The organism is Kitasatospora sp. NPDC004272, assembly GCF_053603035.1.
Genome location: NZ_JBSGET010000022.1, coordinates 12,017 through 35,633 on the forward strand (window position 1 = coordinate 12,017; position 23,617 = coordinate 35,633).

General features: G+C 73.2%; 18 protein-coding genes and 1 tRNA gene. 7 read left to right on the plus strand and 12 right to left on the minus strand.

What is annotated here, in order from left to right; all coding sequences use genetic code 11:
* The first annotated feature begins 11 nt into the window (after positions 1 to 11).
* Complete coding sequence (locus tag ACWEO5_RS09850) at positions 12 to 2,426, plus strand: ribonucleoside-diphosphate reductase subunit alpha (protein WP_452161827.1); 2,415 nt, start codon at positions 12 to 14, stop codon at positions 2,424 to 2,426.
* Entirely contained in the window at positions 2,426 to 3,445 is a 1,020-nt protein-coding gene (locus ACWEO5_RS09855) for a ribonucleotide-diphosphate reductase subunit beta (protein WP_344552573.1), read from the plus strand. Before ACWEO5_RS09850 ends, ACWEO5_RS09855 begins: the two co-directional genes overlap by 1 nt.
* A gap of 71 nt (positions 3,446 to 3,516) precedes the next feature.
* On the opposite strand, the gene def is transcribed toward ACWEO5_RS09855, so the two are convergent.
* The 8 genes from def to ACWEO5_RS09895 form a co-directional block, all read right to left on the minus strand.
* Positions 3,517 to 4,155, minus strand: a complete 639-nt coding sequence (gene def, locus ACWEO5_RS09860) for a peptide deformylase (protein WP_344552572.1) — start codon at positions 4,153 to 4,155, stop codon at positions 3,517 to 3,519.
* 82 nt (positions 4,156 to 4,237) lie between these two features.
* Entirely contained in the window at positions 4,238 to 5,221 is a 984-nt protein-coding gene (locus tag ACWEO5_RS09865) for a tetratricopeptide repeat protein (RefSeq protein WP_344552571.1), read from the minus strand.
* A 107-nt stretch (positions 5,222 to 5,328) separates the two neighbouring features.
* Entirely contained in the window at positions 5,329 to 6,666 is a 1,338-nt protein-coding gene (locus ACWEO5_RS09870; RefSeq protein WP_452161830.1) for an HD-GYP domain-containing protein, read from the minus strand.
* Complete coding sequence (locus ACWEO5_RS09875; protein WP_452161832.1) at positions 6,663 to 8,018, minus strand: HD-GYP domain-containing protein; 1,356 nt, start codon at positions 8,016 to 8,018, stop codon at positions 6,663 to 6,665. The genes ACWEO5_RS09870 and ACWEO5_RS09875 overlap by 4 nt, the downstream gene beginning before the upstream one ends.
* Positions 8,019 to 8,236: 218 nt before the next feature.
* Positions 8,237 to 8,599 carry a mycothiol system anti-sigma-R factor gene (gene rsrA, locus ACWEO5_RS09880; RefSeq protein ID WP_452161834.1) on the minus strand — a complete coding sequence of 121 codons (363 nt, stop codon included), beginning with the start codon at positions 8,597 to 8,599 and terminating at the stop codon, positions 8,237 to 8,239.
* Entirely contained in the window at positions 8,596 to 9,309 is a 714-nt protein-coding gene (locus tag ACWEO5_RS09885; protein ID WP_344552567.1) for a sigma-70 family RNA polymerase sigma factor, read from the minus strand. Before ACWEO5_RS09885 ends, rsrA begins: the two co-directional genes overlap by 4 nt.
* Positions 9,310 to 9,718: 409 nt before the next feature.
* Entirely contained in the window at positions 9,719 to 10,345 is a 627-nt protein-coding gene (locus ACWEO5_RS09890) for an alpha/beta hydrolase family protein (protein WP_452161836.1), read from the minus strand.
* Between the two features lie 160 nt (positions 10,346 to 10,505).
* A complete protein-coding gene (locus ACWEO5_RS09895; protein WP_452161840.1) occupies positions 10,506 to 11,243 on the minus strand; it encodes an SOS response-associated peptidase in 738 nt (245 codons plus the stop codon).
* A gap of 115 nt (positions 11,244 to 11,358) precedes the next feature.
* Between ACWEO5_RS09895 and ACWEO5_RS09900 the strand changes: the two genes are divergently transcribed.
* The 5 genes from ACWEO5_RS09900 (at position 11,359) to hisN (ending at position 15,710) form a co-directional block, all read left to right on the plus strand.
* Positions 11,359 to 12,063, plus strand: a complete 705-nt coding sequence (locus ACWEO5_RS09900; RefSeq protein ID WP_452161842.1) for a M50 family metallopeptidase — start codon at positions 11,359 to 11,361, stop codon at positions 12,061 to 12,063.
* 28 nt (positions 12,064 to 12,091) lie between these two features.
* Positions 12,092 to 13,411 carry a 3-phosphoshikimate 1-carboxyvinyltransferase gene (aroA, locus tag ACWEO5_RS09905; RefSeq protein WP_452161844.1) on the plus strand — a complete coding sequence of 440 codons (1,320 nt, stop codon included), beginning with the start codon at positions 12,092 to 12,094 and terminating at the stop codon, positions 13,409 to 13,411.
* 14 nt (positions 13,412 to 13,425) lie between these two features.
* Positions 13,426 to 14,481, plus strand: coding sequence for a ribosome small subunit-dependent GTPase A (gene rsgA, locus ACWEO5_RS09910; protein WP_452161846.1), 1,056 nt, complete (start codon positions 13,426 to 13,428; stop codon positions 14,479 to 14,481).
* An 88-nt stretch (positions 14,482 to 14,569) separates the two neighbouring features.
* Positions 14,570 to 14,893: a DMT family transporter gene (locus ACWEO5_RS09915; RefSeq protein ID WP_452161848.1), complete on the plus strand. Its 324-nt coding sequence runs from the start codon at positions 14,570 to 14,572 to the stop codon at positions 14,891 to 14,893.
* 19 nt (positions 14,894 to 14,912) lie between these two features.
* Positions 14,913 to 15,710 (plus strand): histidinol-phosphatase, encoded by a 798-nt coding sequence (gene hisN, locus ACWEO5_RS09920; protein WP_176189925.1) that lies wholly within the window; start codon positions 14,913 to 14,915, stop codon positions 15,708 to 15,710.
* A 148-nt stretch (positions 15,711 to 15,858) separates the two neighbouring features.
* On the opposite strand, the gene ACWEO5_RS09925 is transcribed toward hisN, so the two are convergent.
* The 4 genes from ACWEO5_RS09925 to ACWEO5_RS09940 all read right to left on the minus strand — a co-directional run bounded on the left by ACWEO5_RS09925 (position 15,859) and on the right by ACWEO5_RS09940 (position 23,505).
* Entirely contained in the window at positions 15,859 to 17,778 is a 1,920-nt protein-coding gene (locus tag ACWEO5_RS09925) for a tetratricopeptide repeat protein (RefSeq protein WP_452161850.1), read from the minus strand.
* A 353-nt stretch (positions 17,779 to 18,131) separates the two neighbouring features.
* Positions 18,132 to 20,141 (minus strand): glycosyl hydrolase family 18 protein, encoded by a 2,010-nt coding sequence (locus ACWEO5_RS09930; RefSeq protein WP_452161852.1) that lies wholly within the window; start codon positions 20,139 to 20,141, stop codon positions 18,132 to 18,134.
* A gap of 272 nt (positions 20,142 to 20,413) precedes the next feature.
* Positions 20,414 to 20,487, minus strand: a tRNA-Met gene (locus ACWEO5_RS09935).
* A gap of 57 nt (positions 20,488 to 20,544) precedes the next feature.
* Complete coding sequence (locus ACWEO5_RS09940; protein ID WP_452161930.1) at positions 20,545 to 23,505, minus strand: UPF0182 family membrane protein; 2,961 nt, start codon at positions 23,503 to 23,505, stop codon at positions 20,545 to 20,547.
* Between the last annotated feature and the right edge of the window lie 112 nt (positions 23,506 to 23,617).

Sequence of the window (23,617 nt, forward strand, 5' to 3'; positions counted from 1 at the left end):
GAGAGTGCGCCTTGACCGTCGCCGCCTCAGTCACCCTGCCGTCCCAGGGATCCGCCGACGCCTTCACCGACCCCGGTGCGGCGTTGCTCCGGCTGCTCACCGACCGCAGCACCGACCTCCCCCAGGTGGACCCCGGCCACGTCGCCGCCGCCGCGCTGCGCGGCCGCCACGCCGGTTCGGACTTCGCCGAGCTCCGCGGGCTGGCCGTGGAGGCCGCCGCGTCGATGATCGCCGAGGACCCGCAGTACTCGAAGCTGGCCGCCCGCCTGCTGGCGCTGGAGATCCGCGACGAGGCCGCCACCCAGCACGTCACCTCGTTCTCCTCCTCGGTGGCCGTGGGCCACGCCGAGGGCCTGATCGGCGACGCCACGGCCGCGTTCGTGGCGCAGCACGCCGACCTGTTCGACTCGCTGATCGACGAGTCGGGCGACGACCGCTTCGAGTACTTCGGCCTGCGCACCGTGCAGTCCCGCTACCTGCTGCGCCACCCGATCACCCGCAAGGTGGTCGAGACCCCGCAGCACTTCCTGCTCCGCGTGGCGGCGGGCCTGGCGGTCGGCACCTCCGAGGAGTCGGTGCGCGAGGTCGCCGAGCTGTACACCCTGATGAGCCGGCTGGAGTACCTGACCAGCTCGCCGACGCTGTTCAACTCCGGCACCCGGCACCCGCAGATGTCCTCCTGCTACCTGCTGGACTCGCCGCTGGACAACCTGGACTCGATCTACAACCGGTACGCCCAGATCGCCCGGCTGTCCAAGCACGCCGGCGGCATCGGCCTGTCCTACTCGCGGATCCGCTCGCGCGGCTCGCTGATCCGCGGCACCAACGGCAAGTCGAACGGCATCGTGCCGTTCCTGCGCACCCTGGACTCCTCCGTGGCGGCGGTCAACCAGGGCGGCCGGCGCAAGGGCGCGGCCTGCGTGTACCTGGAGACCTGGCACGCCGACATCGAGGAGTTCCTGGAGCTCCGCGACAACACCGGCGAGGAGGCCCGCCGGACCCACAACCTGAACCTGGCGCACTGGATCCCGGACGAGTTCATGCGCCGGGTCAACGCCAACGCCGACTGGTCGCTGTTCTCCCCGGCGGACGTGCCGGAGCTGGTGGACCTGTGGGGCGCCGAGTTCGACGAGGCGTACGTCAAGGCCGAGCTGGCGGGCAAGGCCGTGCGCACCATCCCCGCGCAGACCCTGTACGCCCGGATGATGCGCACCCTGGCGCAGACCGGCAACGGCTGGATGACCTTCAAGGACGCCTCCAACCGGGCCGCCAACCAGACCGCGCTGCCGGGCCGCACGGTGCACTCCTCGAACCTGTGCACCGAGATCCTGGAGGTCACCGACGACTCGGAGACCGCGGTCTGCAACCTCGGCTCGGTCAACCTGGGCGCGCACGTCGCCCCCGGTGCCACCGCCGCCGACCTGCTGAGCGCGATGGACTGGGACCGCCTGGACGCCACCGTCCGCACCGCGGTGACCTTCCTCGACCGCGTGATCGACATCAACTTCTACCCGACCACCGAGGCCGGGACGTCCAACTCCCGCTGGCGCCCGGTCGGCCTGGGCGTGATGGGCCTGCAGGACGTCTTCTTCCAGCTGCGGATCGACTTCGACTCCGCCGAGGCGGTCGCCCTCTCCACCCTGATCGCCGAGCGCATCATGCTCACCGCGTACGAGCGCTCCGCCGACCTGGCCGAGCAGTTCGGCCGGCACGAGGCGTACGGCGAGACCCGGGCGGCCCGCGGCCAGCTGCACGTGGACCACTTCGGTGCGGCGAACCCGCACTGGGCCGCGCGCTGGGAGGCGCTGCGGGCCCGGATCGCCGAGGTCGGCCTGCGCAACTCGCTGCTGCTCGCGATCGCCCCGACCGCGACCATCGCGTCCATCGCGGGCGTCTACGAGTGCATCGAGCCGCAGGTCTCCAACCTGTTCAAGCGCGAGACCCTCTCCGGCGAGTTCCTCCAGGTCAACCCGTACCTGGTGCGCGAGCTCAAGGAGCTCGGCGTCTGGGACCAGCAGACCCGGGACGCGCTGCGCGACGCCAACGGCTCCATCCAGGAGTTCAACTGGCTGCCGCAGGAGGTCCGTTCGCTGTACCGCACGGCGTGGGAGCTGCCGCAGCGCGCGCTGATCGACCTGGCCGCCGCCCGGCAGCCGTACATCGACCAGAGCCAGTCGCTGAACCTGTTCATGGCGGCGCCGACCATCGGCAAGCTCTCCTCGATGTACTCCTACGCCTGGAAGGTCGGTCTGAAGACCACCTACTACCTGCGCTCCCGCCCGGCGACCCGGATCGCCCAGGCCGCACCCGGAGCCGCCCGCACCGCCGCCCCCGTCCCGGTGCAGTCCCCCGCCCTCTCCCAGGCCGAGCAGGACGCCATCGCCTGCTCGCTGGAGAACCCCGAGTCCTGCGAGGCGTGCCAGTAATGAGCACCGAAGACCAGAAGAAGATGCTGCTCGACCCGGGCTTCGAGCTGACGCTCCGTCCGATGCGCTACCCGTCGTTCTACGACCGGTACCGGGACGCGATCAAGAACACCTGGACCGTGGAGGAGGTGGACCTGCACTCCGACGTCGCCGACCTCGCCAAGCTCTCCGAGGGCGAGCGGCACATGATCGGCCGGCTGGTCGCGTTCTTCGCCACCGGTGACTCGATCGTCGCCAACAACGTGGTGCTGAGCCTCTACAAGCACATCAACTCCCCCGAGGCCCGCCTCTACCTGTCGCGGCAGCTGTTCGAGGAGGCCGTGCACGTCCAGTTCTACCTGACGCTGCTGGACACCTACCTGCCCGACCCGGAGGACCGCAACGCCGCCTTCGCGGCGGTGGAGAACATCCCCTCCATCGCGCAGAAGGCCCAGTTCTGCTTCAAGTACATGAACGCGGTCGACCACATCGAGTCGCTGCAGAGCAAGGAGGACCGCCGGGCCTTCCTGCTCAACCTGATCTGCTTCGCGGCCTGCGTCGAGGGCCTGTTCTTCTACGGCGCCTTCGCCTACGTGTACTGGTTCCGCAGCCGCGGCCTGCTGCACGGCCTGGCCACCGGCACCAACTGGGTGTTCCGCGACGAGTCGATGCACATGGACTTCGCGTTCTCGGTGGTCGACACCGTCCGCGCGGAGGAGCCCGACCTCTTCGACGACAAGATGGCCCGGCAGGTCACCGAGATGCTGGAGGAGGCCGTCGAGGCCGAGCTCCAGTTCGCCCGCGACCTGTGCGGCGAGGGCCTGCCCGGCATGAACACCGAGTCGATGCGCGAGTACCTGCAGGCGGTCGCCGACCAGCGCCTGGCCCGCCTCGGCCTGCCGGTCCGGTACGGCTCGACCAACCCGTTCGGCTTCATGGAGCTGCAGAACGTCCAGGAGCTGACGAACTTCTTCGAGCGCCGGGTCTCCGCCTACCAGATCGCCGTCGAGGGCTCGGTCTCCTTCGACGACGACTTCTAGGCCGCACCGCGACACGGAGGGCCGCACCCCGCCCGGGGTGCGGCCCTTCCGCGTGCCTGCCCGCCGTACCGTCAGTCGTTCGGGACGGTGGCGTACTTGGGGGTGCCGTCGGCCATCTGCCGCAGCGCGTCCTTGCGGTCGCGCTTGGAGAGCCGGTCGATGTACAGGTAGCCGTACAGGTGGTCGGTCTCGTGCTGGAGGCAGCGGGCGAAGAAGCCGGTGCCCTCGACCCGGACGGGGTTGCCGTCCTTGTCCTGGCCGGTGACGGCGGCGAAGTCGGGGCGGGCCAGCTCCTGGTAGGCGGTGGGCACCGACAGGCAGCCCTCCTGGCCGTCGTCCAGCACCCGGCGGCCGGCCGGCAGCTCCTCCAGCACCGGGTTGACCACGTGGCCGACGTGCCGGACGCCCTCGTCGTCGGGGCAGTCGTAGACGAAGACCTTCAGGTCGACGCCGATCTGGTTGGCGGCCAGGCCGACGCCCTCGGCCGCGTACATCGACTGGAACATGTCGTCGATCAGCGCGGACAGCTCGCCGTCGAAGGCGGTGACGGTCTTCACCTCGCGGTGCAGCACCGGGTTGCCGACCACGGTGATCGGACGCGCGGTGCCCTTGGAGAGGTCCGGCTCCTCGCCGACCACCCGCTGGGGCTCGGTGTCCTCGTGCGCGTGGTCGTGTCCGTGCTCGTGCTCGTGGTCGTGCTGCTCGGCCATCGCTCGGTTCCGCTTTCGTCCGCTTCCGCCTGGTGTACCGGTCCAGGGTACGGGGCGCGGTCCGGCCGGGGGCGGCCGCGGGTCAGCAGACCTCTTCGAGGTCCCGGTAGGCGCGGGTGGCCGGGGAGGCCGCGACCCAGCGCTCCAGCAGCGCCCGGACCAGGCCGGCGGGCGCGGCGATCCCGCACTCGCGCTCGACCTGCCAGGGGCCGCCGGCCGAGCCCTGGCTGAGGTGGCTGAGGTGGCCGGGGTGCAGCGGGTCGCCGTCGTCGTGCGGGTCGTGGTGGGCGGTGTGGCCGTCGTCGATGGCCATCCGGGACTCCGAGCAGGTGCGGCACAGCAGCCGCACCGAGGACGTCCAGTCCTCGGCCGCGTACCCGGCGTCGGCCACCGTCTTCTCCAGCGCGTCCCGGTCGGCGGCGGTGGCGGCCTGCAGCAGCACCACCCAGGTCGGCACGGGCGAGGGCGCCCACAGCTCGATCTCGTCGAAGACCGGGTAGGCGACGCCGTCGGCGACCCGCTCGCCGTGCGGGGCGCCGTCGTGCAGCACCACCTCGCCCCAGCGGCGGCCGGAGGACGGCAGCGGGATGGACAGCACCTCGATCCGGGCCGGGTCGAGCCGCCGCCCCCACACCACCTCGGACTCGCCGTCCGGGGACAGCCGCACCGGGGTGGTGCCCAGGTCGAGCTCGATCGGCCCGTCCAGCGCGGGCCCGCCGGGCAGCCGCAGCCCGTACGCCTGCCAGGCGCGGCGGGCCAGCGGCCAGTCCTGCAGGGCGGTGGCGGTGATGCCCAGGTTCCACCAGTCCGGGGCGCCGTGCTGGCGGTCGAGCAGCGCGACGGCGCGCAGGCCGGCCGAGCGGGCCTGCTCCCAGTCGCGGCGGAACTTGTGCAGCAGGGCCAGGTTGAACCAGGAGTCCGACAGCCACGGCTCCAGGTCCGCGGCCATCACCAGCAGCGCCCCGGCGTCCTCGTAGCGGCCGTCGCCGATCAGGGTGAACGCACGGTCGGTGGTCTGCCGCCAGGTCGCCGACGGACGATGCCGTGCGCGGTGGAAGATCCTCACGTTGGTCCCTTGCCGTCGGTCGTCACCGGGTCGCCCCGCCTCCGGGTCTTCCCGCCACGACCGCATCCAACCACGCCCGCCCCCGGCCGCGCGCCCCGCGCGGCCATTCAGGCCGCCGGGCGGCAGCGCCCGTCCGGACCGCGGGCCGCGCGGTGGCCGCGGCGGCCCAGCCGGGCCAGCGCGTCCAGCACCACCGGGTCGTAGCCGTGCCCGGCGTCCAGCCGCAGGTGCTCCAGCGGGTCGAGCAGGCCCGCCCGGGGGCGGTCGGCGGCGGCGGTGCGCAGGTCGTCGTGGGCGTTGGCGACCCGGATGATCCGGGAGGCCAGCGGCAGCGTGGGGTCGTGCCGGCCGTCGGCGAGGCGGCACGGGTCGGCCAGCCGGGCGACCTGCTGCCACACCTGCCGGGGCACCCCGGTGCGCTGGATCACCTCGCTGCCGAGCCGGGCGATCCGCTGCTGCTCGGCGTCGGGCAGCAGCGCCGTGGCCCCGCCCGGGACGGGTTCGACCAGCGACAGCTGCCCGATGTCGTGCATCAGCGCGGCGTACTCCAGCAGCGTCAGTTCGCGGCTGCCGAGCCCGAGCTCGCGCCCCAGCGCGCACGCCGTGTCGGCGACCCGGCGGGCGTGCCCGGGGGTGGTGTACCCGGCGATCTCGGTGGCCCGGGCCAGCGTCTCGATGGTCTGCCCGGTGGTGGCCCGCACCGCGACGGCCCGCCGGAACGAGGCCTGGGCGAGCAGCAGCGGCAGGCAGAACACCGGCAGCGCCCACAGCCCGGCCTCCCCGGCGAGCAGGCTCAGCAGCAGCCCGGTGGCGACCTGCGCGGAGCCGATGCCGAGCAGCGCGTGCAGCTGGTCGTCCAGCGCGGCGGCGTACCGCAGCCCGGTCCGGACGCCCTGCTGGGCGGCGGCCAGCACCGCGTCGCCGAGCGCGGCCAGCGCGGCCACGCCCGCCAGCAGCGCCCCGTACGCGGGCCCGGGCATCCGGTCGGTGACGCCGGAGTTGTACAGCGGCTGGAACAGCAGCGCGGCGAACGCGACGGTGACCAGGCGGCGGGCGGCGGCATCGAGGCCGGAGAGCGGGGTCCGCGGGCGGTGCCGGAGCGCGGCCAGCAGGTGCTGCCCGGCGAGCTGGACGGCCAGTCCGGCCAGCGTGCCGACCGCGGTGACGGCGGCGACCTGCAGCACCCCGTGGGTGGTGGGCAGGCCGTGCAGCGGTCCGAGCAGCGCGTAGGCGAGGGCGACGGCGGTGGCGACGGGCGCGGGTTCGCGGTCGCCGGGCAGCGCGGGCCCGGCGCACTGGCCGAGCGCGACCAGCCCGGCGAAGGCCAGCGCCACGCCGCCCTGGGCGACGCCGTCGGTCAGCGCGTGCAGGACGGCGGCGGTGCCGAGCGCGACGGCGGCGGCGAGCAGCAGGTCGGCCGGGACCGGGCGGCGGCGGGTGTTCACGCCGCTCCCCCGGTCGGCAGGCCGGTGCCGGACTGCTGGGGCAGCCGGGCCGGTTCGGGCACGCCGAGCGGGATGTCGGGCACCTCGCCGTCCCAGCCGCCGGGCGGCGGCGGTTCGGGCTGCCAGCCGTGCTCGGCGACGGCCTCGACCAGGGCGGTGACCATCACCGGGTCGAACTGGCTGCCCGCGCACCGCTCCAGTTCGGCGACCGCCTCCGGGACGGGGCGGCCGCGCCGGTAGGAGCGGGTGGAGGTCATCGAGTCGAAGGCGTCGGCGACCGAGATGATCCGGGCGAACTCGGGGATCCGCTCCCCCGCCAGCCCGTACGGGTAGCCGCGGCCGTCCATCCGCTCGTGGTGGTGCAGGATGCCGTCCCGGCCCTCGCCGAGGAAGTCCAACTGCCGGACCAGCTCGTGCCCGAACACCGGGTGCACCTCCACGGCGCGCCGCTCGGCGTCGGTGAGCGGCCCGTTGCGGCGCAGCAGTTCGGTGGCCACGGCGAGCTTGCCGACGTCGTGCAGCGTCCCGGCGAAGTGCAGGGTGCGGACCCGGTCCTCGGCCAGTCCGAGCTGGCGGGCGATCAGCACCGAGGCCCGGCCGACCCGTTCGCTGTGGCCGCGGGTGTAGGCGTCCTTGATCTCCACGGCCTGCACCAGCGCCTGCACGGTGGCCCGGTGCGCGGCCCGCTCGCGGTGGCCCTGCGCGGACAGCCAGGCGGTGATGGTCAGCGGCAGCAGGCCGAGCACCGCGGCGAACGCCCCGTACGGGCCCTGCCACAGCACGGCGATCATCAGGCCGCCCGCGCCGTGCAGCAGCGCGGCGGGCGCGGCCCGGCGCAGGCCGCGCAGCGCGCCCGGGCCGGCCCCGGCGCAGGTCAGCCGGACCATGCCGGCCACCAGGGCGCCGTTGACCAGGCAGAACGTCAGGATCGCGGCCAGCGCGCCGAGCGCGGCCCCGGGGAAGCGGGTGCCGAGCAGCAGCCGGGACCCGCCGAGCAGCCGGAACACCTCGGCGGCGGCGGCCGCGGCCAGGGCCAGTTGGGCGGCGTTCCACACCCGGCGCAGCCCGCGCGGCGGCGCGGCGGGGCCGAGCAGCGCGCCGGGCAGGGCGACCAGGGCGGCGGCGGCGGGCGGCAGCATCAGCACGCCGGCGAACAGCACCGGGAAGAAGCCGCTGCCGCGCGGGTCGGCGGGGGTCTCCTCGGCCGGGCGGCCGCGCAGCCAGCGCCAGAACCGGGCGCACGGGGTGCGGGCGCCCTGCGCCAGCGACTCCAGGCACAGGTGCAGCAGGGCGAGCAGGCCGACCCTGGGCCACTGCGGCGCGGGGCCGGACAGGGCCAGCGGCAGCAGCACCGCGCACGCGGCCGCCAGGACGACGGCCAGGTAGCCCGCGGCCCGCCCCGGCAGGGCGGGGTGCTGCTCGCGTGTGCTTGCGATCTCGGCCTCCCCCGCCCGTACGGGCCCTCCGACGTGAGGACTCGTCAGAGAATAGGGCCCGCCCGGACGGGTGCGGCGCACGATCGCGCATCGCCGCAGCCGGAGCAGCGACAGCTCACCCGATCGAGTGAGCGCTACTCCGCGGTCGCGACCGCCGAGCCGTGCCCGGCCGTTCCGTCGACCGTCACCTCGACGCTCACCGCGGACACCTCGATCACCGAGGTGTCCACCTCGCCGGAGCGCTGGGTGCGGATCGAGTCGATCCGGGCCAGCACCTTCGCCCGCAGGTCGGTCGGGGTGTCGTCACAACCGCAGGAGCGCTTGATCAGCGCCTTGATCGCCTGCTCCAGGCCGTACTTCTCGAAGCACGGCGAGCACTCGTCGAAGTGCACCCGCAGCTTGACGCAGTCACCCTCGGGCATCTCGTTGTCGAGGAATTCGTAGAGGTGGTCGAGCACCTCTCCGCACTCGGTCTCGTGCGGATCGCCGCAGCTCATGAGCCCGCGCCCTTCGCTTCCTGCCCTGCACCGGTACCGGCCGGGACCAGCCCCCGCTCGCGGGCGTAGTCCTCCAGCATGCCGCGCAACTGACGGCGGCCACGGTGCAGTCGGGACATCACCGTACCGATGGGTGTACCCATGATGTCCGCGATCTCCTTGTACGCAAACCCCTCGACGTCCGCGAGGTAGACCGCGATCCGGAACTCCTCCGGGATCGCCTGCAGCGCGTCCTTCACGTCGCTGTCCGGCAGGTGGTCGAGCGCCTGCGCCTCGGCCGACCGCAGGCCGGTCGACATGTGCGACTCGGCGCGCGCCAGCTGCCAGTCCTCGATCTCCTCGGCCGCGGTGCGCTGGGGTTCGCGCTGCTTCTTGCGGTACGAGTTGATGAACGTGTTGGTGAGGATGCGGTACAGCCACGCCTTGAGGTTGGTGCCCTCGCGGAACTGGTGGAACGACGCGTACGCCTTGGCGAACGCCTCCTGGAGCAGGTCCTCCGCGTCGGCCGGGTTGCGGGTCATCCGCAGCGCCGCCGAGTACATCGGGTCCAGGTAGCCGAGCGCGTCGCGCTCGAAGCGCTCGCGCCGGGCCTCCTCGGTCTCGTTCTCGGACACCCGGAAGGTGTCCTCGCCGATCGCCTCGGCCAGTTCGTCGCCGGTGAGCTGCTCGCCCTCCGGGCGGCCCTGGTCGGCGCCAGCAGCGCCCGACACGGCCGCGTCATCGGTCCCGACGACCGGACCCACCTCCTCGGAAACCCGCACACGGCCCACCTCGGGCCGACCCGCAAGCGAGGATATCGGGCTGACCGGCTTCTCGCCCGCGGCAACCCACTCCGACCAGTCCGGCAGGAGCGCAGACTGCGCTGCCCGCTCTTCCGGCCGCTCGCGGCACGCGATCGAACCCATGGACGCTGCCTTTCCACCGGGGGCATCTTCTGACGACTCGTGCAACCCCGCCCGCCGCCCGGACATTCCCGGGCCCCCGCCGTGCGACACAACTCACTTCCGGCGCAGCGCCCTTGCCGGCGCGGAAGCGCGGAAGCGCGAAGACGCGCGGGCATGCGGGCGTGCGGGCGACGGGTCGGGAGCCGGCCCCGCGGGGCGGCTCCCGGCGGGTGCCTCAGGGGCGGAGCCAGTCGGCGACCGCCCCCGTGACCAGCTCCAGGGCCGCCTCCTGGGTGAGCGGGGCCCGCTTCGGGACGGCGAAACCGTGCCCGGCGTGCGGGACCTCGACCAGGCGGTGGCCGGCCGGCGGGGCGGGGAACTCCGCCGGGGTGCCGAAGGCGTCCGCACCGCCCTGGACGACCAGCGTGGGCAGGCCGGTGCCGAGCAGCTCGTCCGCCCGGGTCCTCTCCGGCCGGCCCGGCGGGTGCAGCGGGAAGGCCAGCGCGAGCACGCCCGCCGCCCCGAGGCCGGCCGAGGTGCGGCAGGCGACCCGGGCCCCGGCGCTGCGGCCGCCCGCGTACACCGGCAGCCCCGCCTCGGCGGCGGCGGCGAACTGCGCGGGCCACCCCGCGTCCAGCACGGCCGGTGCCGGGGCCAGCCTGCGCCCCGCCACCCGCCAGGGCTGCTCGGCGAGCACCACGCTGACGCCGTCGGCCGGCAGCGCGGCCGCGAGCGCCTGCAGGTCGGGCGCCTCGACGCCGCCGCCCGCCCCGTGCCCGAGGAGCAGGACGGCCCGCGGCCGGGCGGCCGGGAACCAGTGGAGCCGGGCGTCCCCGGCGGGGGTGTCGACGATCCGCTGCATGGCGCAGAGCGTATAGAGGAGCGGCCCCCGGGCGGCCCCCGCCGCACCCCGCCCCGGGGACTCCCGCTCCCCCCGCCCCTCGCTCACTCCCCCGCCCGAAGGGCGCTCCCCTCCCCGCTCCCCGGCTCCCGCCGCGCCCCGCCCCGGGGGCTCCCGCCGCTCAGAACAGCGTGGTGAGGTCGTCCTCGGTGAGCGGCCGGGTCAGTCCCGGGTGGTTGTTGCGGATCTTGCCGACCTCGTCGGGGACGGCGTGGATGCGCAGGTCGCCGGGCGGGGGCGGGGCGAGGTCGGCGGTCTCGGCGTGCGGGTCGAGCCAGGCGTCCCAGCGGTCGGGGCCGAGGTACAGGGGCATCCGCTCGTGGACCGGGGCGAGCAGCGGTTCGGCGGCGGTGGTGACGACGGTGCAGGTGACCAGCCAGGCGTCGGGGTGGCCGCCGGGGCGCTCGCGGTCGCGCCAGAACTCGTACAGCCCGGCGAGGGCCAGCGGCGCGCCGTCGGCGCGGTGCACGAAGTAGGGGCGGCGGGGCGGGCGGGAGACGTCGTCGGTGGGGGCGGTCTGCCACTCGTAGTAGCCGTCGACGGGTATCAGGCAGCGCCGGGAGGCGTACGCCTGGCGGTACGCGGGCTTCTCGTGGACGGTCTCCGCCCGGGCGTTGATCATCTTGACCGCGGTCTCGGCGCTGCTCGCCCAGCCGGGCACCAGGCCCCAGCGCAGCACGTGCAGTTGGCGCACCGGGCGGCGCTGCCCGCGCGGGGCCCGGTCGAGGACGGCGTAGGTCCGCGCGGTGGGGGCGACGTTCCAGCTGGGGGCGATCGTCTCGGTCGGGTCCCACTGCTCGACGCCGAACAGGCGGACCAGTTCGGCGGGTTCGGTGGAGGAGGCGAAGCGTCCGCACATGGCGCCCAGCTTGCCAGAGCGGGGGGAAGCGGGACCAGCGGCTACCGGCGGCCCGCCCTTCCGTGGGAGGCTGCCCGCCCCGGACCGGGGAGACGGCGGTGATCGGAGGTCGGCGATGGACTTCGCGGAGCTGTGGGAGCGGGTGGCGGCCGTCCGGCCGGACCCCCCGCACTGGCTGGTGTGGGGCACGGCGGCGGTGGCGTTCCTGGCGGTGGCGGTGCGCCCGGTGTGGCTGTGGACCCGCACCGTGGTGACGATCGCGCACGAGGGCGGGCACGGGCTGACCGCGCTGCTGACCCGGCGGCGGCTGTCGGGGATCCGGCTGCACTCGGACACCTCGGGGCTGACGGTCTCCTCCGGGAAGCCGACCGGCCCGGGCATGGTGCTGACCGCCGCGGCCGGCTACCCGGCGCCCTCGCTGCTGGGCCTGGGCGGGGCGGCACTGCTGGCGGCGGGCCGGACCACCGCGCTGCTGTGGATCGGCATCGTGCTGCTGGCGGCGATGCTGCTGACCCTGCGCAACCTGTTCGGGGTGGTGGCGGTGCTGGTCACCGGCGGGGCGTTCGTCGCGGTGTCCTGGTACGGGACGGCCGAATGGCAGGGGGCGTTCGCCTACCTGGGGGTGTGGTTCCTGCTGCTGGCGGGGGTGCGCCCGATGCTGGAGCTGTGGGTGACCCGGCGGCGCGGCGGCGCGCCCGGCTCGGACGCGGACCAGCTGGCGCGGCTGACCGGCGTTCCGGGGGCGCTGTGGGTGGTGGCGTTCCTGGCGGTGGCGCTGGCCTGCCTGGGGCTCGGGGCGGCCTGGCTGCTGCCCCGGTAGCGGCACGGCGCCTCATAGACTTGGCGCCATGACCGACTCCCTGTGGCCCGCTCCCGTCGCCACCGCCGCCGTGGACGCGACCGTGACCATCCCCGGCTCGAAGTCCGCGACCAACCGCGCGCTGGTGCTGGCCGCCCTCGCCGACGGCCCGGGCTGGGTGCGCCGCCCGCTGCGCAGCCGCGACTCGCAGCTGATGGCGGACGGCCTGCGGGCGATGGGCGTGACGGTCGAGGAGACGGTGAACGCGGCGTCCGGCGGCACCGGCGGCGGCGAGGCGTGGCGGGTGATCCCGGCCGAGCGGCTGCGCGGCCCGGCGCGGGTGGACGTGGGCAACGCGGGGACGGTGATGCGCTTCCTGCCGCCGCTGGCGACCCTGGCGGACGGCCCGGTGCACTTCGACGGCGACCCGCGCAGCCACGAGCGCCCGCAGCACGGCGTGATCGACGCGCTGCGCGCGCTGGGCGCCCGGGTCGAGGACGGCGGCCGCGGCGGCTTCCCGCTGACCGTGCACGGCACCGGCGCGCTGGACGGCGGCGCGGTGGAGGTGGACGCCTCGTCCTCCTCGCAGTTCGTCTCGGCGCTGCTGCTGTCCGGGGCGCGCTTCCACCACGGCGTGGAGATCCGCAACACCGGCGGGCCGGTGCCCTCGCTGCCGCACATCCGGATGACCGTCGACATGATCCGCAAGGCGGGCGGCCAGGTGGACGCGCCGGAGGACGGCGGCGAGAAGGACGTCTGGCGGGTCACCCCGGGCGCGCTGATCGGCCGCGACCTGGTGGTCGAGCCGGACCTGTCGAACGCGGCCCCGTTCTTCGCGGCGGCGCTGGCCACCGGCGGCCGGGTGACCGTCCGGGACTGGCCGAAGCACACCTACCAGCCGGGCGACCAGCTGCGCGAGATCTACACCGCGATGGGCGGCTCCTGCGAATTCGTGGACGACGGGCTCCGGTTCACCGGCACCGGCAAGATCCACGGCATCGAGGCGGACCTGCACGACGTCGGCGAGCTGACCCCGGTGATCGCCGCGGTGGCGGTGCTGGCCGACTCCGAGTCGCACCTGTACGGCATCGCGCACCTGCGGCTGCACGAGACCGACCGGCTGGCCGCGCTGGCGAAGGAGATCAACGCGCTGGGCGGCGACGTCACCGAGACGGAGGACGGCCTGCGGATCCGGCCCCGCCCGCTGCACGGCGGCGTCTTCCACACCTACGAGGACCACCGGCTGGCCACCGCCGCCGCCGTGCTGGGCCTGGCCGTGGAGGGCGTGCTGGTGGAGGACGTGGCGACCACCGCCAAGACCCTGCCGGACTTCCCGCGGATGTGGGCCGACCTCCTCGGCCAGGTCTGACGGGGGAGAGCAGCATGCGCCGCTACGACAAGAACGCCGACGAGGACGACATCCGCAGCCGCCCGGGCCGCCGGGGCTCCCGCCCCCGCACCCGGATCCGGCCCAAGCACGAGGACGCCGCCGAGGCGATGATCCTCACCGTGGACCGGGGCCGGATGACCTGCCTGGTCGACAGCGGCACCGAGGACGAGCGCCAGGTCGTCGCCATGAAGGCCCGCGAGCTGGGCCGCAAGGGCGTCGTCGTCGGCGACACCGTCAACCTGGTCGGCGACCTGTCCGGCGAGCCGGACACGCTGGCCCGGATCGTCCGGGTCGAGGAGCGCAGCTCGGTGCTGCGCCGCACCGCGGACGACGACGACCCGTACGAGCGGATCGTGGTCGCCAACGCCCAGCAGATGGCCATCGTCACCGCGCTGGCCAACCCCGAGCCGCGCCCCCGGCTGATCGACCGCTGCCTGGTGGCCGCGTACGACGCCGGGATGGAGCCGCTGCTGGTGCTCACCAAGGCCGACCTGGCCTCCGCCGACGAGCTGCTGGAGTCGTACGCGCCGCTGGGCATCCGCTACGTGGTGACCCGGGCCGACGAGCTGGAGACGGCCGGGGCGGAGGCCGTCCGCGCGCACCTGCGCGGGCGCACCACGGTGTTCATCGGGCACTCCGGCGTCGGCAAGACCACCCTGGTCAACGCGCTCGTCCCGGAGCACCGGCGGTCCACCGGCCGGGTCAACGCGGTCACCGGCCGCGGCCGGCACACCACCGTCTCGGCGCTGGCCCTGCGGCTGCCCCCGGCGCCCGGCGCGAAGCCCGGTTCGAAGAAGGCGCTCGACCCGGGCTGGGTGATCGACACCCCGGGCTTCCGCTCCTTCGGCCTGTCCCACATCGACCCGTCCCGGGTCATCCACGCCTTCCCCGACCTGGAGCCGGGCACCGCGGACTGCCCGCGCGCCTGCTCGCACGACGAGCCGGACTGCGCGCTGGACGCCTGGGTCGCCGACGGCCACGCCGACCCGGCCCGGCTGTACTCGCTGCGCCGCCTGCTGGCCACCAAGGACGCCTCCGAGGGGGACTGAAATTCGGCGCGATCACGAGTCGCTGGGGCCGCTGCGCCGGGTAACGATAGGAAGGTCACACCGTCCTACCTGACAGGGAGTCAACCCGATGGCATGGGCCATGGTGATCCTCGCCGGTCTGCTGGAAACGGGATTCGCGGTCAACCTGAAGCTCAGCCACGGCTTCACCAAGATCTGGCCCACCATCAGCTTTGCGCTCTTCGCGCTGGGCTCCTTCGGCCTGCTCACGCTCTCCCTGAAGACCCTCCCGGTCGGCAGTGCCTACGCGGTGTGGACGGGCATCGGCGCGGCCGGCACCGCGGTGTACGGGATGGTGTTCCTCGGCGAGTCCTCCTCCACCCTCAAGCTGGTCTCCATCTCCCTGGTCATCGCCGGGGTGATCGGTCTGCAGCTCAGCGGCTCGGGACACTGAGTCCGCTAGGGTTCCGTGCATGGCCGATTACCACGACGACCTCCGACTCGCCCACGTCCTCGCCGACTCGGCCGACTCGATCACCATGGAGCGTTTCAAGGCGCTCGACCTGAAGATCGAGACCAAGCCCGACCTGACCCCGGTCAGCGACGCCGACAAGGCCGCCGAGGAACTCGTCCGCTCCGTCCTGCAGCGGGCCCGCCCGCGCGACGCCGTGCTCGGCGAGGAGTACGGCCTGCAGGGCTCCGGCCCGCGCCGCTGGGTGATCGACCCGATCGACGGCACCAAGAACTACGTCCGCGGCGTCCCGGTCTGGGCCACCCTGGTCGCCCTGCTGGAGGAGCAGCCGGACGGCGAGCACGTCCCGGTGGTCGGCATCGTCTCCGCCCCGGCGCTCGGCCGCCGCTGGTGGGCCGCGAAGGGGCTGGGCGCGTTCGCCGGCCGCAGCCTGGCCAAGTCCCAGCGCATCCACGTCTCCAAGGTCTCCCGCCTCGCCGACGCCTCGCTCTCCTTCTCCTCGCTCAGCGGCTGGGAGGAGCGCGCCCGCCTCGACGCCTTCCTCGACCTGACCCGGATCTGCTGGCGCACCCGCGCCTTCGGCGACTTCTGGTCCTACATGATGGTCGCCGAGGGCGCCGTCGACATCGCCGCCGAACCCGAGCTCTCGCTCTGGGACATGGCCGCCCCCTGCATCATCGTCCAGGAGGCCGGCGGCCGCTTCACCGGCCTCGACGGCATCGACGGCCCCACCGGCGCGGACGCGGTCGCCACCAACGGCGTCCTGCACGAGGCGGCGCTGCGCTCGCTCAGCGTGTAGGGAACGCACCACCAGGGGCGCGGGGAACGGCGCGGCCGACCGGGCACGCACAGCCGGACCGCGACGCAGGACGACCACTTGCACCATCTCGCGACCACGCTGACGTGCTCCTCCCGCGGCGCGCGGTTCCCCGCGTCCCTGACTGCCCTTACGCGGAGAGCTCCGCGTTGAGCGCCCCCAGCAGCCGTCCCGCGCGCTCCGCGACCTCGGCCGGGCCGTACTCCGCGGCGCGCTTGCACCAGTTCTCGGCCTGGAGGGCCTCGCCGCGGCGCAGGGCCAGCAGGGCGAGCCGGAGCGCCGCGCGGCCGTGGCCGGCGTCCGCGGCGCGGGTGTACCAGAGCATGGCCTCGGCCTCGCTGTCCTGGCGGGCGAGCAGCAGGCCGAGGTTGAAGGCGGCGCTGCGGCTGCCGCCCTCGGCGGCGCGGCGGTACCAGCTCTCGGCGATCTGCAGCGCGCCGCGCTCCGCGGCCCGGACGCCCATCCGGACCTGGGCGCGGCGGTGTCCGGCATCGGCGGCGATCGCGTACCAGTGCTCGGCCTCGGCGTCGGCGTCGCCGCGGCGGTCGAGCAGCGAGGCGAGCCGGAAGCCGCCTTCCGCGGAGCCGCCGTCGGCGGCCTGCCGGTAGCGTTCCAGGGCGCCGGCGAGGTTGCCGCGCTGCTCCTGGGCGACGGCGAGCTGCAGGGCGGCCTCGCCGTGGCCCTCGGCGGCGGCGCGGGCGTACCACTCCTGGGCCTGCCGGGTCTCGCCGCGGCCGGCGTGCAGCACGCCGAGGTTGAAGGCGCCGTCGACGGATCCGGCTTCGGCGGCCTTGGAGAACCAGGGTTCGGCGCCGGACTCGTCGCCGCGCTGGAGCAGGACGATGGCGAGCGCGTTGCAGGCTTCGCGGTGCCCGGCGTACGCGGCCCGGCGGTACCACTGCTCGGCCTGGGCCTCGCGGCCCGCCCCGGCGCACAGCAGGCCGAGGTTGAAGGCGCCGTTGTGGTCGCCGGCGTCGAGGGCGGCGCGGTACCAGCGCTCGGCGACGGTGCTCTCGCCGCGGCCCGCGTGCAGGGCGCCGAGGGCGTTGGCGGCGGTGCCGTCGCCGGCTTCGGCGGCCTCCTGCCACCATTCGGCGGCGGCGGAGAGGTCGCCGGTGTCGCGGAGCAGGAAGCCGAGGGCGCAGGCGGCGCGGGCCTCGCCGTTCTGGGCGGACTGCCGGTACCAGCGGGCGGCCTCGTCGAGGTCGCCGCGGGCTTCGAGCAGGACGCCGAGGCGCAGGGCGGCGCGGGCGTGGCTGCGGGCGGCGGCGGTGCGGTACCAGGTCTCGGCGGTGTCCTTGTCGCCGGCGGCCTCGCGCATCCGGGCGAGCCGGTAGGCGGCCTCGCGGTGGCCGGAGTCGGCGGCGGCCTTGAACCAGCGTTCGGCCCGGACGTCGCGGCGGTGCTCCATCAGGTCGCCGAGGGCGTAGGCGCCGAGCGGGTGGCCCTGTTCGGCGGCGAAGTGCAGCCAGTACTCGGCGGCCTCCTCCTCGCCCTGGTCGCGCAGTTGCAGGCCGAGGGCGTGCGCGGCGGGGGCGGAGCCGGCGACGGCGGCCTGCCGCCACCACTGGGCGGCCTCGGCGCGGTGGCCCTGCTGGTGGAGCAGGACGCCGAGGTTGTTGGCGGCGGCGCGCAGTCCGGCGGCGGCGGCGGAGCGCAGGTACGGTTCGGCGTCGCGCAGGTCGCCGCGGCGCAGCAGGAGGGCGCCGAGCTGGCTGGCGGCGTTCGGGTCGCCGGCGTCGGCGGAGCCGCGGTGGCGGGCTTCGAGGGCGGCCTGTTCGCGGGCGGCGAGGGCGGTCTCGAAGCTGTCGTCGCCGTCGTCGACGGCCGGGGCGAGGTCGCGGGCGGTGCCGGCCGCGGCCTGGTCGGCCGTGAGGTGGACCAGGCTCTCCGGGCCGTAGCCGGTCACGTCGACGGCACCGGTCGCGGTCCCGCGCTGGGCGGGCAGGCCGCCGGTGGCCTGCTCGGTGGGCCGGGCGCCGGTCTCGGTGTCCGCGCTGGGTCCGGCGGCCTGTGGTTCTCCCGTCCCGTTGTTGCCGATGAGCTTCATGCCGACTCCCGCTCCCCCAGAGTGTCGCGGCATCCGCCCCGGGCCTTCGGCCCCGGGCGTGTCCCCCAGGGGGCACGTCGGACCGGACGGCCCGTCAGTGGCCGTGCCGTGTCCCCCTCGTGGTCCATCGTCGCATCACCCGCACACCGCGTACACCTGCTCCGTCCGTTTTGGCGGAGCGGGGCCGAAGCGCGGCGAGATCGCTTCGGCTCTTTGTCGATTTCCCGACACTTGAGCCCCACAAACCCCGGCCACGCATCGTACCGGAGTCGATCAACTCCGTGCGTCCGCAAGGGGGAAGGCCCGGAGGACGGAATCCTCCGGGCCTTCCTTGAAGCAGGGTTGACGCAGGCTCAGCTGACGCTGAAGTCATCGGCCTGGTAAGCACCCTGTCCGTACCAACCGTGCACCCAGACGGTCACCGAGGTGACCGAGGCGCCGGTGGTGAACTTGGTGGACAGCTGCGTCCACGCGCTCCCGCCGGGGGTCCAGGTCGAGCTGTCCGCGCCGGAGCCGGTGACGCCCAGGTAGGTGTAGTTGCCCTTGACCCAGGCGGACAGCGTGTAGGTGGTGTTGGGCTTGACCGTCACCACCTGCTGGCACTGCGCGGTGTCCCCGGCACTGGCGTTGCCCTGCAGGGCGTACGCGCCGGTGTGGCCGCCGCTGACCGCCGATCCGCCGCTGCCCGCGCAGGTCCACGGGCTGAGCGCGCCGGACTCCAGGCCCGGGTTGGCGACGATGCCGCCGCCGGGCGAGGTGGGCGAGGAGGACGGGCTCGTGGACGGCGAGGTCGACGGGCTGGTCGACGGCGAGGTCGACGGGCTGGTCGACGGCGACGGGGAGGAGGACTTCGTCGGCGAGGCGCTGGCGCTCGGCGAGCCGGTCGGCGGGGCCGGGCAGGAGGCGGCCGAGCCGTTGGTGGCCGTCATCAGCGGGTTGAGCAGCGCCGCGTTCGGGTCGTCGTACAGCGAGAACACGAACGATCCGCCGAGTCCGTTGCAGTGCGCGTAGTCCATCTTGGCCTGGATGGACTTGGCGTTCTCCCCGGACCAGAAGTTGTTGCCGTCGTAGAAGTACGCGGCCTGCGAGGCGGCGTCCCAGTAGGTGTAACTGGGGTTGTCCACCGTCCCGAGCAGTTCCTTGTACATCCGCACGCCGTTGACGTTGCCGGAGTTCGGCGCGCCCTGGGCCGGCCCGCTGGCGGGTTGGAACAGCCCGTGGTTGGCCCCGGCCGCCACGCCCGTCCAGCCGCGGTAGTACAGCGGGACGCCCATGTTCAGCTTGTTCGCCGGGAACCCGCCGGGGATGCCGTACGAGGAGTCGCCGACCGTGTACGCCTTGACCGCCTCGTCGATCGAGTACTTGGCGTTGCCCGGCGGCACGTTGTTCATCGGGTCGTTCGGGTTCTGGTAGACCGGCGTCTGGTGGTTGGTCGGCCCCTGGGCCTCCCAGCCGCCGTGCATGTCGTACGTCATCGGGTCCGCGAAGGTCAGGTACTGCCCGATCTTGTCGGTCTCGATGTACTGGATCTTGTCCTGGCCGGCCGGCAGCGCCGCGCTCAGCGCGTAGGTCTTGCCGTCCGCGCTGCCCTGGGTGTTGAGCTGGTTGCGGAACTCGGCCAGCAGGGCGGTGAAGTTCTGCTTGTCGTTGGGCGAGGCGTGGTTGCCGAGGTGGCCGCCGCCGCCCGGGTACTCCCAGTCGATGTCGAAGCCGTCGAAGATGCCCTTGCCGGTGCCCGGGCCGCCGTAGCCGCCCTGGGCGGGCAGGTTGCCCTTGATGAACATGTCGACGCAGGAGGAGACGAACTTCTTGCGCGCGGCGTCGTTGGCCGCCACGTCGGAGAAGTACTTGGAGTACGTCCAACCGCCGATCGACATCAGCACCTTGAGCTTCGGGTACTTCGCCTTCAGCTCCTGGAGCTGGTGGAAGTTGCCCGCCAGCGGCTGGTTCCAGGTGTCGGTGGAGTTGTCCACGCTGTTGCCGTTGGCGAAGGTCTTGGCGTAGTCGGCGTAGTAGTCGCCCGCGCCGTCACCGGCGTTCGGGTTGTTCTCGTCCTGCGAGGCCGCCGAGTTCGGCTCGAAGCAGGTCAGGTTGTTGGGGTCGATGTTGGCGAAGTCGTACAGCAGGTAGTCGAGCTTCCCGGCCATGCCGTTGGTGTCGACGTTCTTGAGGTAGAAGGCGTTCGAGTAGATCGACCACTGGTCGAAGTACGCGACCTTCATGCCGCCGCTGGTGGCGGGGGCGCCGGTCGTGTTGCCCGGCCCGGCGGTCGCGCTGGGGGCTCCCAGCAGCGACACCGCCCCGGCGAGCAGCGTGGCGGCCGCGGCCGTGACGGCCCAGGCCCTGCGGTTGTTGCGATGCATGCGGATGTGCCTCTCTCCTGTCACGTGGGGATGCAGGAACACCGTCGGACACCCGGTCGGGAGAGCGGCAGACGGAACCAGAACGTGATCAATTCCCGTTGCTGGCAAAGGACTTGCGGCGCATCAGGACGGGCGGTGGGGGCCGCCCGTCATGGGCATGACTCAGGTTGGACTAGACCACATGGCGTGTCAATCGACCGGACTACCAAGGAATGGCAAAGGGAACGACGAAGGCCCGGAGGCTGATGCCTCCGGGCCTTCGTGCTACTGAGTAGCGGGGACAGGATTTGAACCTGCGACCTCTGGGTTATGAGCCCAGCGAGCTACCGAGCTGCTCCACCCCGCGTCGGTGAAACCACTGTATCACGATCACGGGGTGGACCAACAAACCGGTTTTCGCAGCTCAGCCGGTGGGCGAGGCCGAGGGCGAGCCGCTCGGCGCTTCGCCGGGCGAACCGCTCGGCGATCCGCTCGGCGATCCGCTCGGCGCGGGGGACGCCCCGCCGCCGGCGGCCTTCTGCTCGGCGGCCACCGCGTCGGCGATCGCCTTCTTCAGCGCCTCCTGGGACTTGCCGTACGCCGTCCAGTCGCCGTTCTTCATCGCCGCCTGGCCGTCGTCGAACGCCTTCTGCGCGTCGGCGAGCGCCTTCTGCACGTCCGGGTCCTCGGTGCCGGGCGCGGTCGGGGTGCCCGGGTTCTCCGGCTGGCTCGGGGCGGTGGGCGTGGTGGCGCCGTCCGCCGCGCCGCCGAGCACCTTGGTCAGCACCTCGCTCAGGGTGTCCCCGATCGCCACGTTGCCGGTGCCGTACACGGCCAGCACCTTCTTGAGGGCCGGCACCTTGGCGCCGCGGGCCACCAGGTAGACCGGCTCGACGTTGAGGATGCCGCCGCCGACCGGCAGGGTCAGCAGGTTGCCGTAGACCAGGCCGGACTCGTTGTTGTTGCTCAGCAGGGTCAGCTGGTGGGCGACTTCGGAGTCGGAGTTGAACTTCGCCTGGACCAGCCCCGGGCCGAGCGCGCCCGAGCCGGACGGCAGCCGCAGGATCCGCAGCTTGCCGTAGTCCTCGCCCGGGTCGGCGTCCACCGCCATGAACGCGGCCAGGTTCTTGCGCCCCGAGGGCACGAAGGAGGTGGTCAGCGAGAAGCTGGCCTCCTTCGCGTCCGGCATCCGCACCGTCAGGTAGTACGGCGGCTGGACCTCGGTGGTGTCGAGCGTCGGGTCGGTCGGCACGTCCCAGATGTCGGTGCCGTTGAAGAACGCCGTGGCGTCGGTGATGTGGTACTGCCCGAGCAGGTCGCGCTGGACCTTGAACAGGTCCTGCGGGTAGCGCAGGTGCGGCAGCAGGGTCGACGGGATGTCCGCCTTCGCCTTCACCGTGCCCGGGAACGCCTTCATCCAGGTCTTCAGCACCGGGTCGGCCTCGTCCCACTGGTAGAGCGACACCTCGCCGGTGTACGCGTCCACGGTGGCCTTCACCGAGTTGCGGATGTAGTTGACCTGGTTGGTGGCGGTCAGGGTGCGGCCGCGCTGGTCGGTCATCGAGTCCTTGGTGGCGTCACCGAAGGTGGTCTTCGAGGAGAACGGGTAGCCGTCCGAGGTGGTGTAGCCGTCCAGCACCCACACCAGTCGGCCGTTCTGCACCACCGGGTAGGGGTCGGCGTCGATCGACAGCCACGGCGCGACCTTCTCGACCCGCTCCTTGGGGGTGCGGTCGTACAGGATCTTCGCGCCGTCCTTGATCGCCCCCGAGTAGAACAGCTGCGGCTCGGCGAACTTCACCGCGTACGCGGCCCTGGTCAGCGGGTTGTCCAGCGAGACGCCGCTGCCGCCGTTGTACTGCCAGGTCTGGTCGGGCTGGCCGTCCCGGGTGTAGTCGATCTCGTCCATGCCGGGGCCGACCACCGAGTACAGCGGCGACTTCTCGCCGTAGTACACCCGCTGCTCGTACGCGCCCAGGTCGCCGGTGGTCGGCAGCGAGTGCTCGGTGTAGACCGGGTTGCCGTTGGCGTCGACCTGGTTGCCCTTGGCGGACACCATGCCGTAGCCGTGGGTGTACTTGAAGTGGTCGTTGATGAAGTTGCGCTGCTGCACGCCCGACAGGTCCAGCTCGCGCACGCCCAGCACGGTGTCCTGGTCGCCGTAGCGGTCCACGTCCAGGGTCTTCGGGAAGGCGTAGTAGTTGCGCAGCGCCTGGTTCTGCTGGAACGTCGGCGAGACCACGTTCGGGTCCGCCAGCCGGATGTCGGTGATGGTCTGCGCGTCCTGCTTGAGCTTGTCGGCGTCGACGGCGCTGTCCGGCGCGTCGTACTGCTGCTCGGCGGTGTCCGCGATGCCGTACGCCTGTCTGGTCGCGTCGATGTTCTTCTGGATGTACGAGGTCTCCTTGGCCTGCTCGTTCGGCTTGACCTGGAACTGCTGCACCAGCGCCGGGTAGAGGCCGCCGACCAGCAGCGCGGAGAGCGCCATCAGGCCGAAGCCGATCAGCGCCGGCGCCCAGGTCCGCCGGATCGGGGTCAGGAAGAACAGCAGCGCGCAGATGATCGCCACGAAGAACAGGATCGTCTTGGCCGGCAGGAACGCGTTCGCGTCCACGTAGCGCAGGCCGGTCCAGCCGTCGACCTTCTTGTACGACTCGCTCTTCACCGCCAGCGCGTACCGGTCCAGCCAGTACGCCACCGCCTTCAGCAGCACGAACACGCCCAGCAGCACGGCCAGGTGGCCCTGCGCCCCGGCGCTCGCCCGCCGCCCGGGCCCCTGCAGCCGCAGGCCCCCGTACAGGTAGTGCACGGCCGTCGCGGCCAGCAGCGAGACCAGCACCGCGCTGAACGCGAAGCCCAGCACGAACTGGTACCAGGGCAGGTCGAACGCGTAGTACGAGACGTCCTTGTGGAACTGGCTGTCCTTCACGCCGAAGGAGGTGCCGTTGACCCAGAGCATCCAGGTCCGCCACTGGGCGCCCGCGGCGGCGCCGGCCGCCAGGCCGACCAGCAGCGACAGGCCGATCAGCAGCCACTTGCGGAACGGCGCGACGCCCATCCGGTAGCGGTCCAGGCTCTGCTGCTCCACCGACATCGCGGCCAGCGGCGGCCGCAGCCGGTGCGCCAGCCACAGGTTGAAGCCGACCACCAGCGCCATCAGCAGCCCGAACACCGCGAACAGGCCGATCTTGGCGCCCAGTTGCCCGGTGAACACCGAGCCGTAGTGCACCGAGTCGAACCACAGCCAGTCGGTCCACAGTCCGGCGAACATCACGAACAGCAGGAACAGTGCGAACAGCACGCCGACCGTCAGCAGCAGCACCTTCGCCCGGCGCGACGGCGGGCCGACTCTCGCTCGGGAACCCGGACCTGAACGGTCCGGCATCTGGAAGGTCAAGGGGCCACCTCAGCTGTCGTCGTCGGAGTTGCGTGCCGCCGCACCATGGCGGACAGCGGTCTCCCATGCAACTTAATCAGTCTTTACCTGAGTTCCCGGT

What these genes read in the sequence shown, in the direction of transcription:
- ACWEO5_RS09930 (WP_452161852.1), bottom strand. Translation starts at nt 20,141, where the DNA reads ATGCATCGCAACAACCGCAGGGCCTGGGCCGTCACGGCCGCGGCCGCC.
- aroA (WP_452161844.1), top strand. Translation starts at nt 12,092, where the DNA reads ATGACCGACTCCCTGTGGCCCGCTCCCGTCGCCACCGCCGCCGTGGAC.
- ACWEO5_RS09940 (WP_452161930.1), bottom strand. Translation starts at nt 23,505, where the DNA reads ATGCCGGACCGTTCAGGTCCGGGTTCCCGAGCGAGAGTCGGCCCGCCG.
- rsrA (WP_452161834.1), bottom strand. Translation starts at nt 8,599, where the DNA reads ATGAGCTGCGGCGATCCGCACGAGACCGAGTGCGGAGAGGTGCTCGAC.
- ACWEO5_RS09915 (WP_452161848.1), top strand. Translation starts at nt 14,570, where the DNA reads ATGGCATGGGCCATGGTGATCCTCGCCGGTCTGCTGGAAACGGGATTC.
- ACWEO5_RS09895 (WP_452161840.1), bottom strand. Translation starts at nt 11,243, where the DNA reads ATGTGCGGACGCTTCGCCTCCTCCACCGAACCCGCCGAACTGGTCCGC.
- ACWEO5_RS09925 (WP_452161850.1), bottom strand. Translation starts at nt 17,778, where the DNA reads ATGAAGCTCATCGGCAACAACGGGACGGGAGAACCACAGGCCGCCGGA.
- def (WP_344552572.1), bottom strand. Translation starts at nt 4,155, where the DNA reads ATGGCCGAGCAGCACGACCACGAGCACGAGCACGGACACGACCACGCG.
- ACWEO5_RS09890 (WP_452161836.1), bottom strand. Translation starts at nt 10,345, where the DNA reads ATGCAGCGGATCGTCGACACCCCCGCCGGGGACGCCCGGCTCCACTGG.
- ACWEO5_RS09855 (WP_344552573.1), top strand. Translation starts at nt 2,426, where the DNA reads ATGAGCACCGAAGACCAGAAGAAGATGCTGCTCGACCCGGGCTTCGAG.
- ACWEO5_RS09900 (WP_452161842.1), top strand. Translation starts at nt 11,359, where the DNA reads ATGGACTTCGCGGAGCTGTGGGAGCGGGTGGCGGCCGTCCGGCCGGAC.
- rsgA (WP_452161846.1), top strand. Translation starts at nt 13,426, where the DNA reads ATGCGCCGCTACGACAAGAACGCCGACGAGGACGACATCCGCAGCCGC.
- hisN (WP_176189925.1), top strand. Translation starts at nt 14,913, where the DNA reads ATGGCCGATTACCACGACGACCTCCGACTCGCCCACGTCCTCGCCGAC.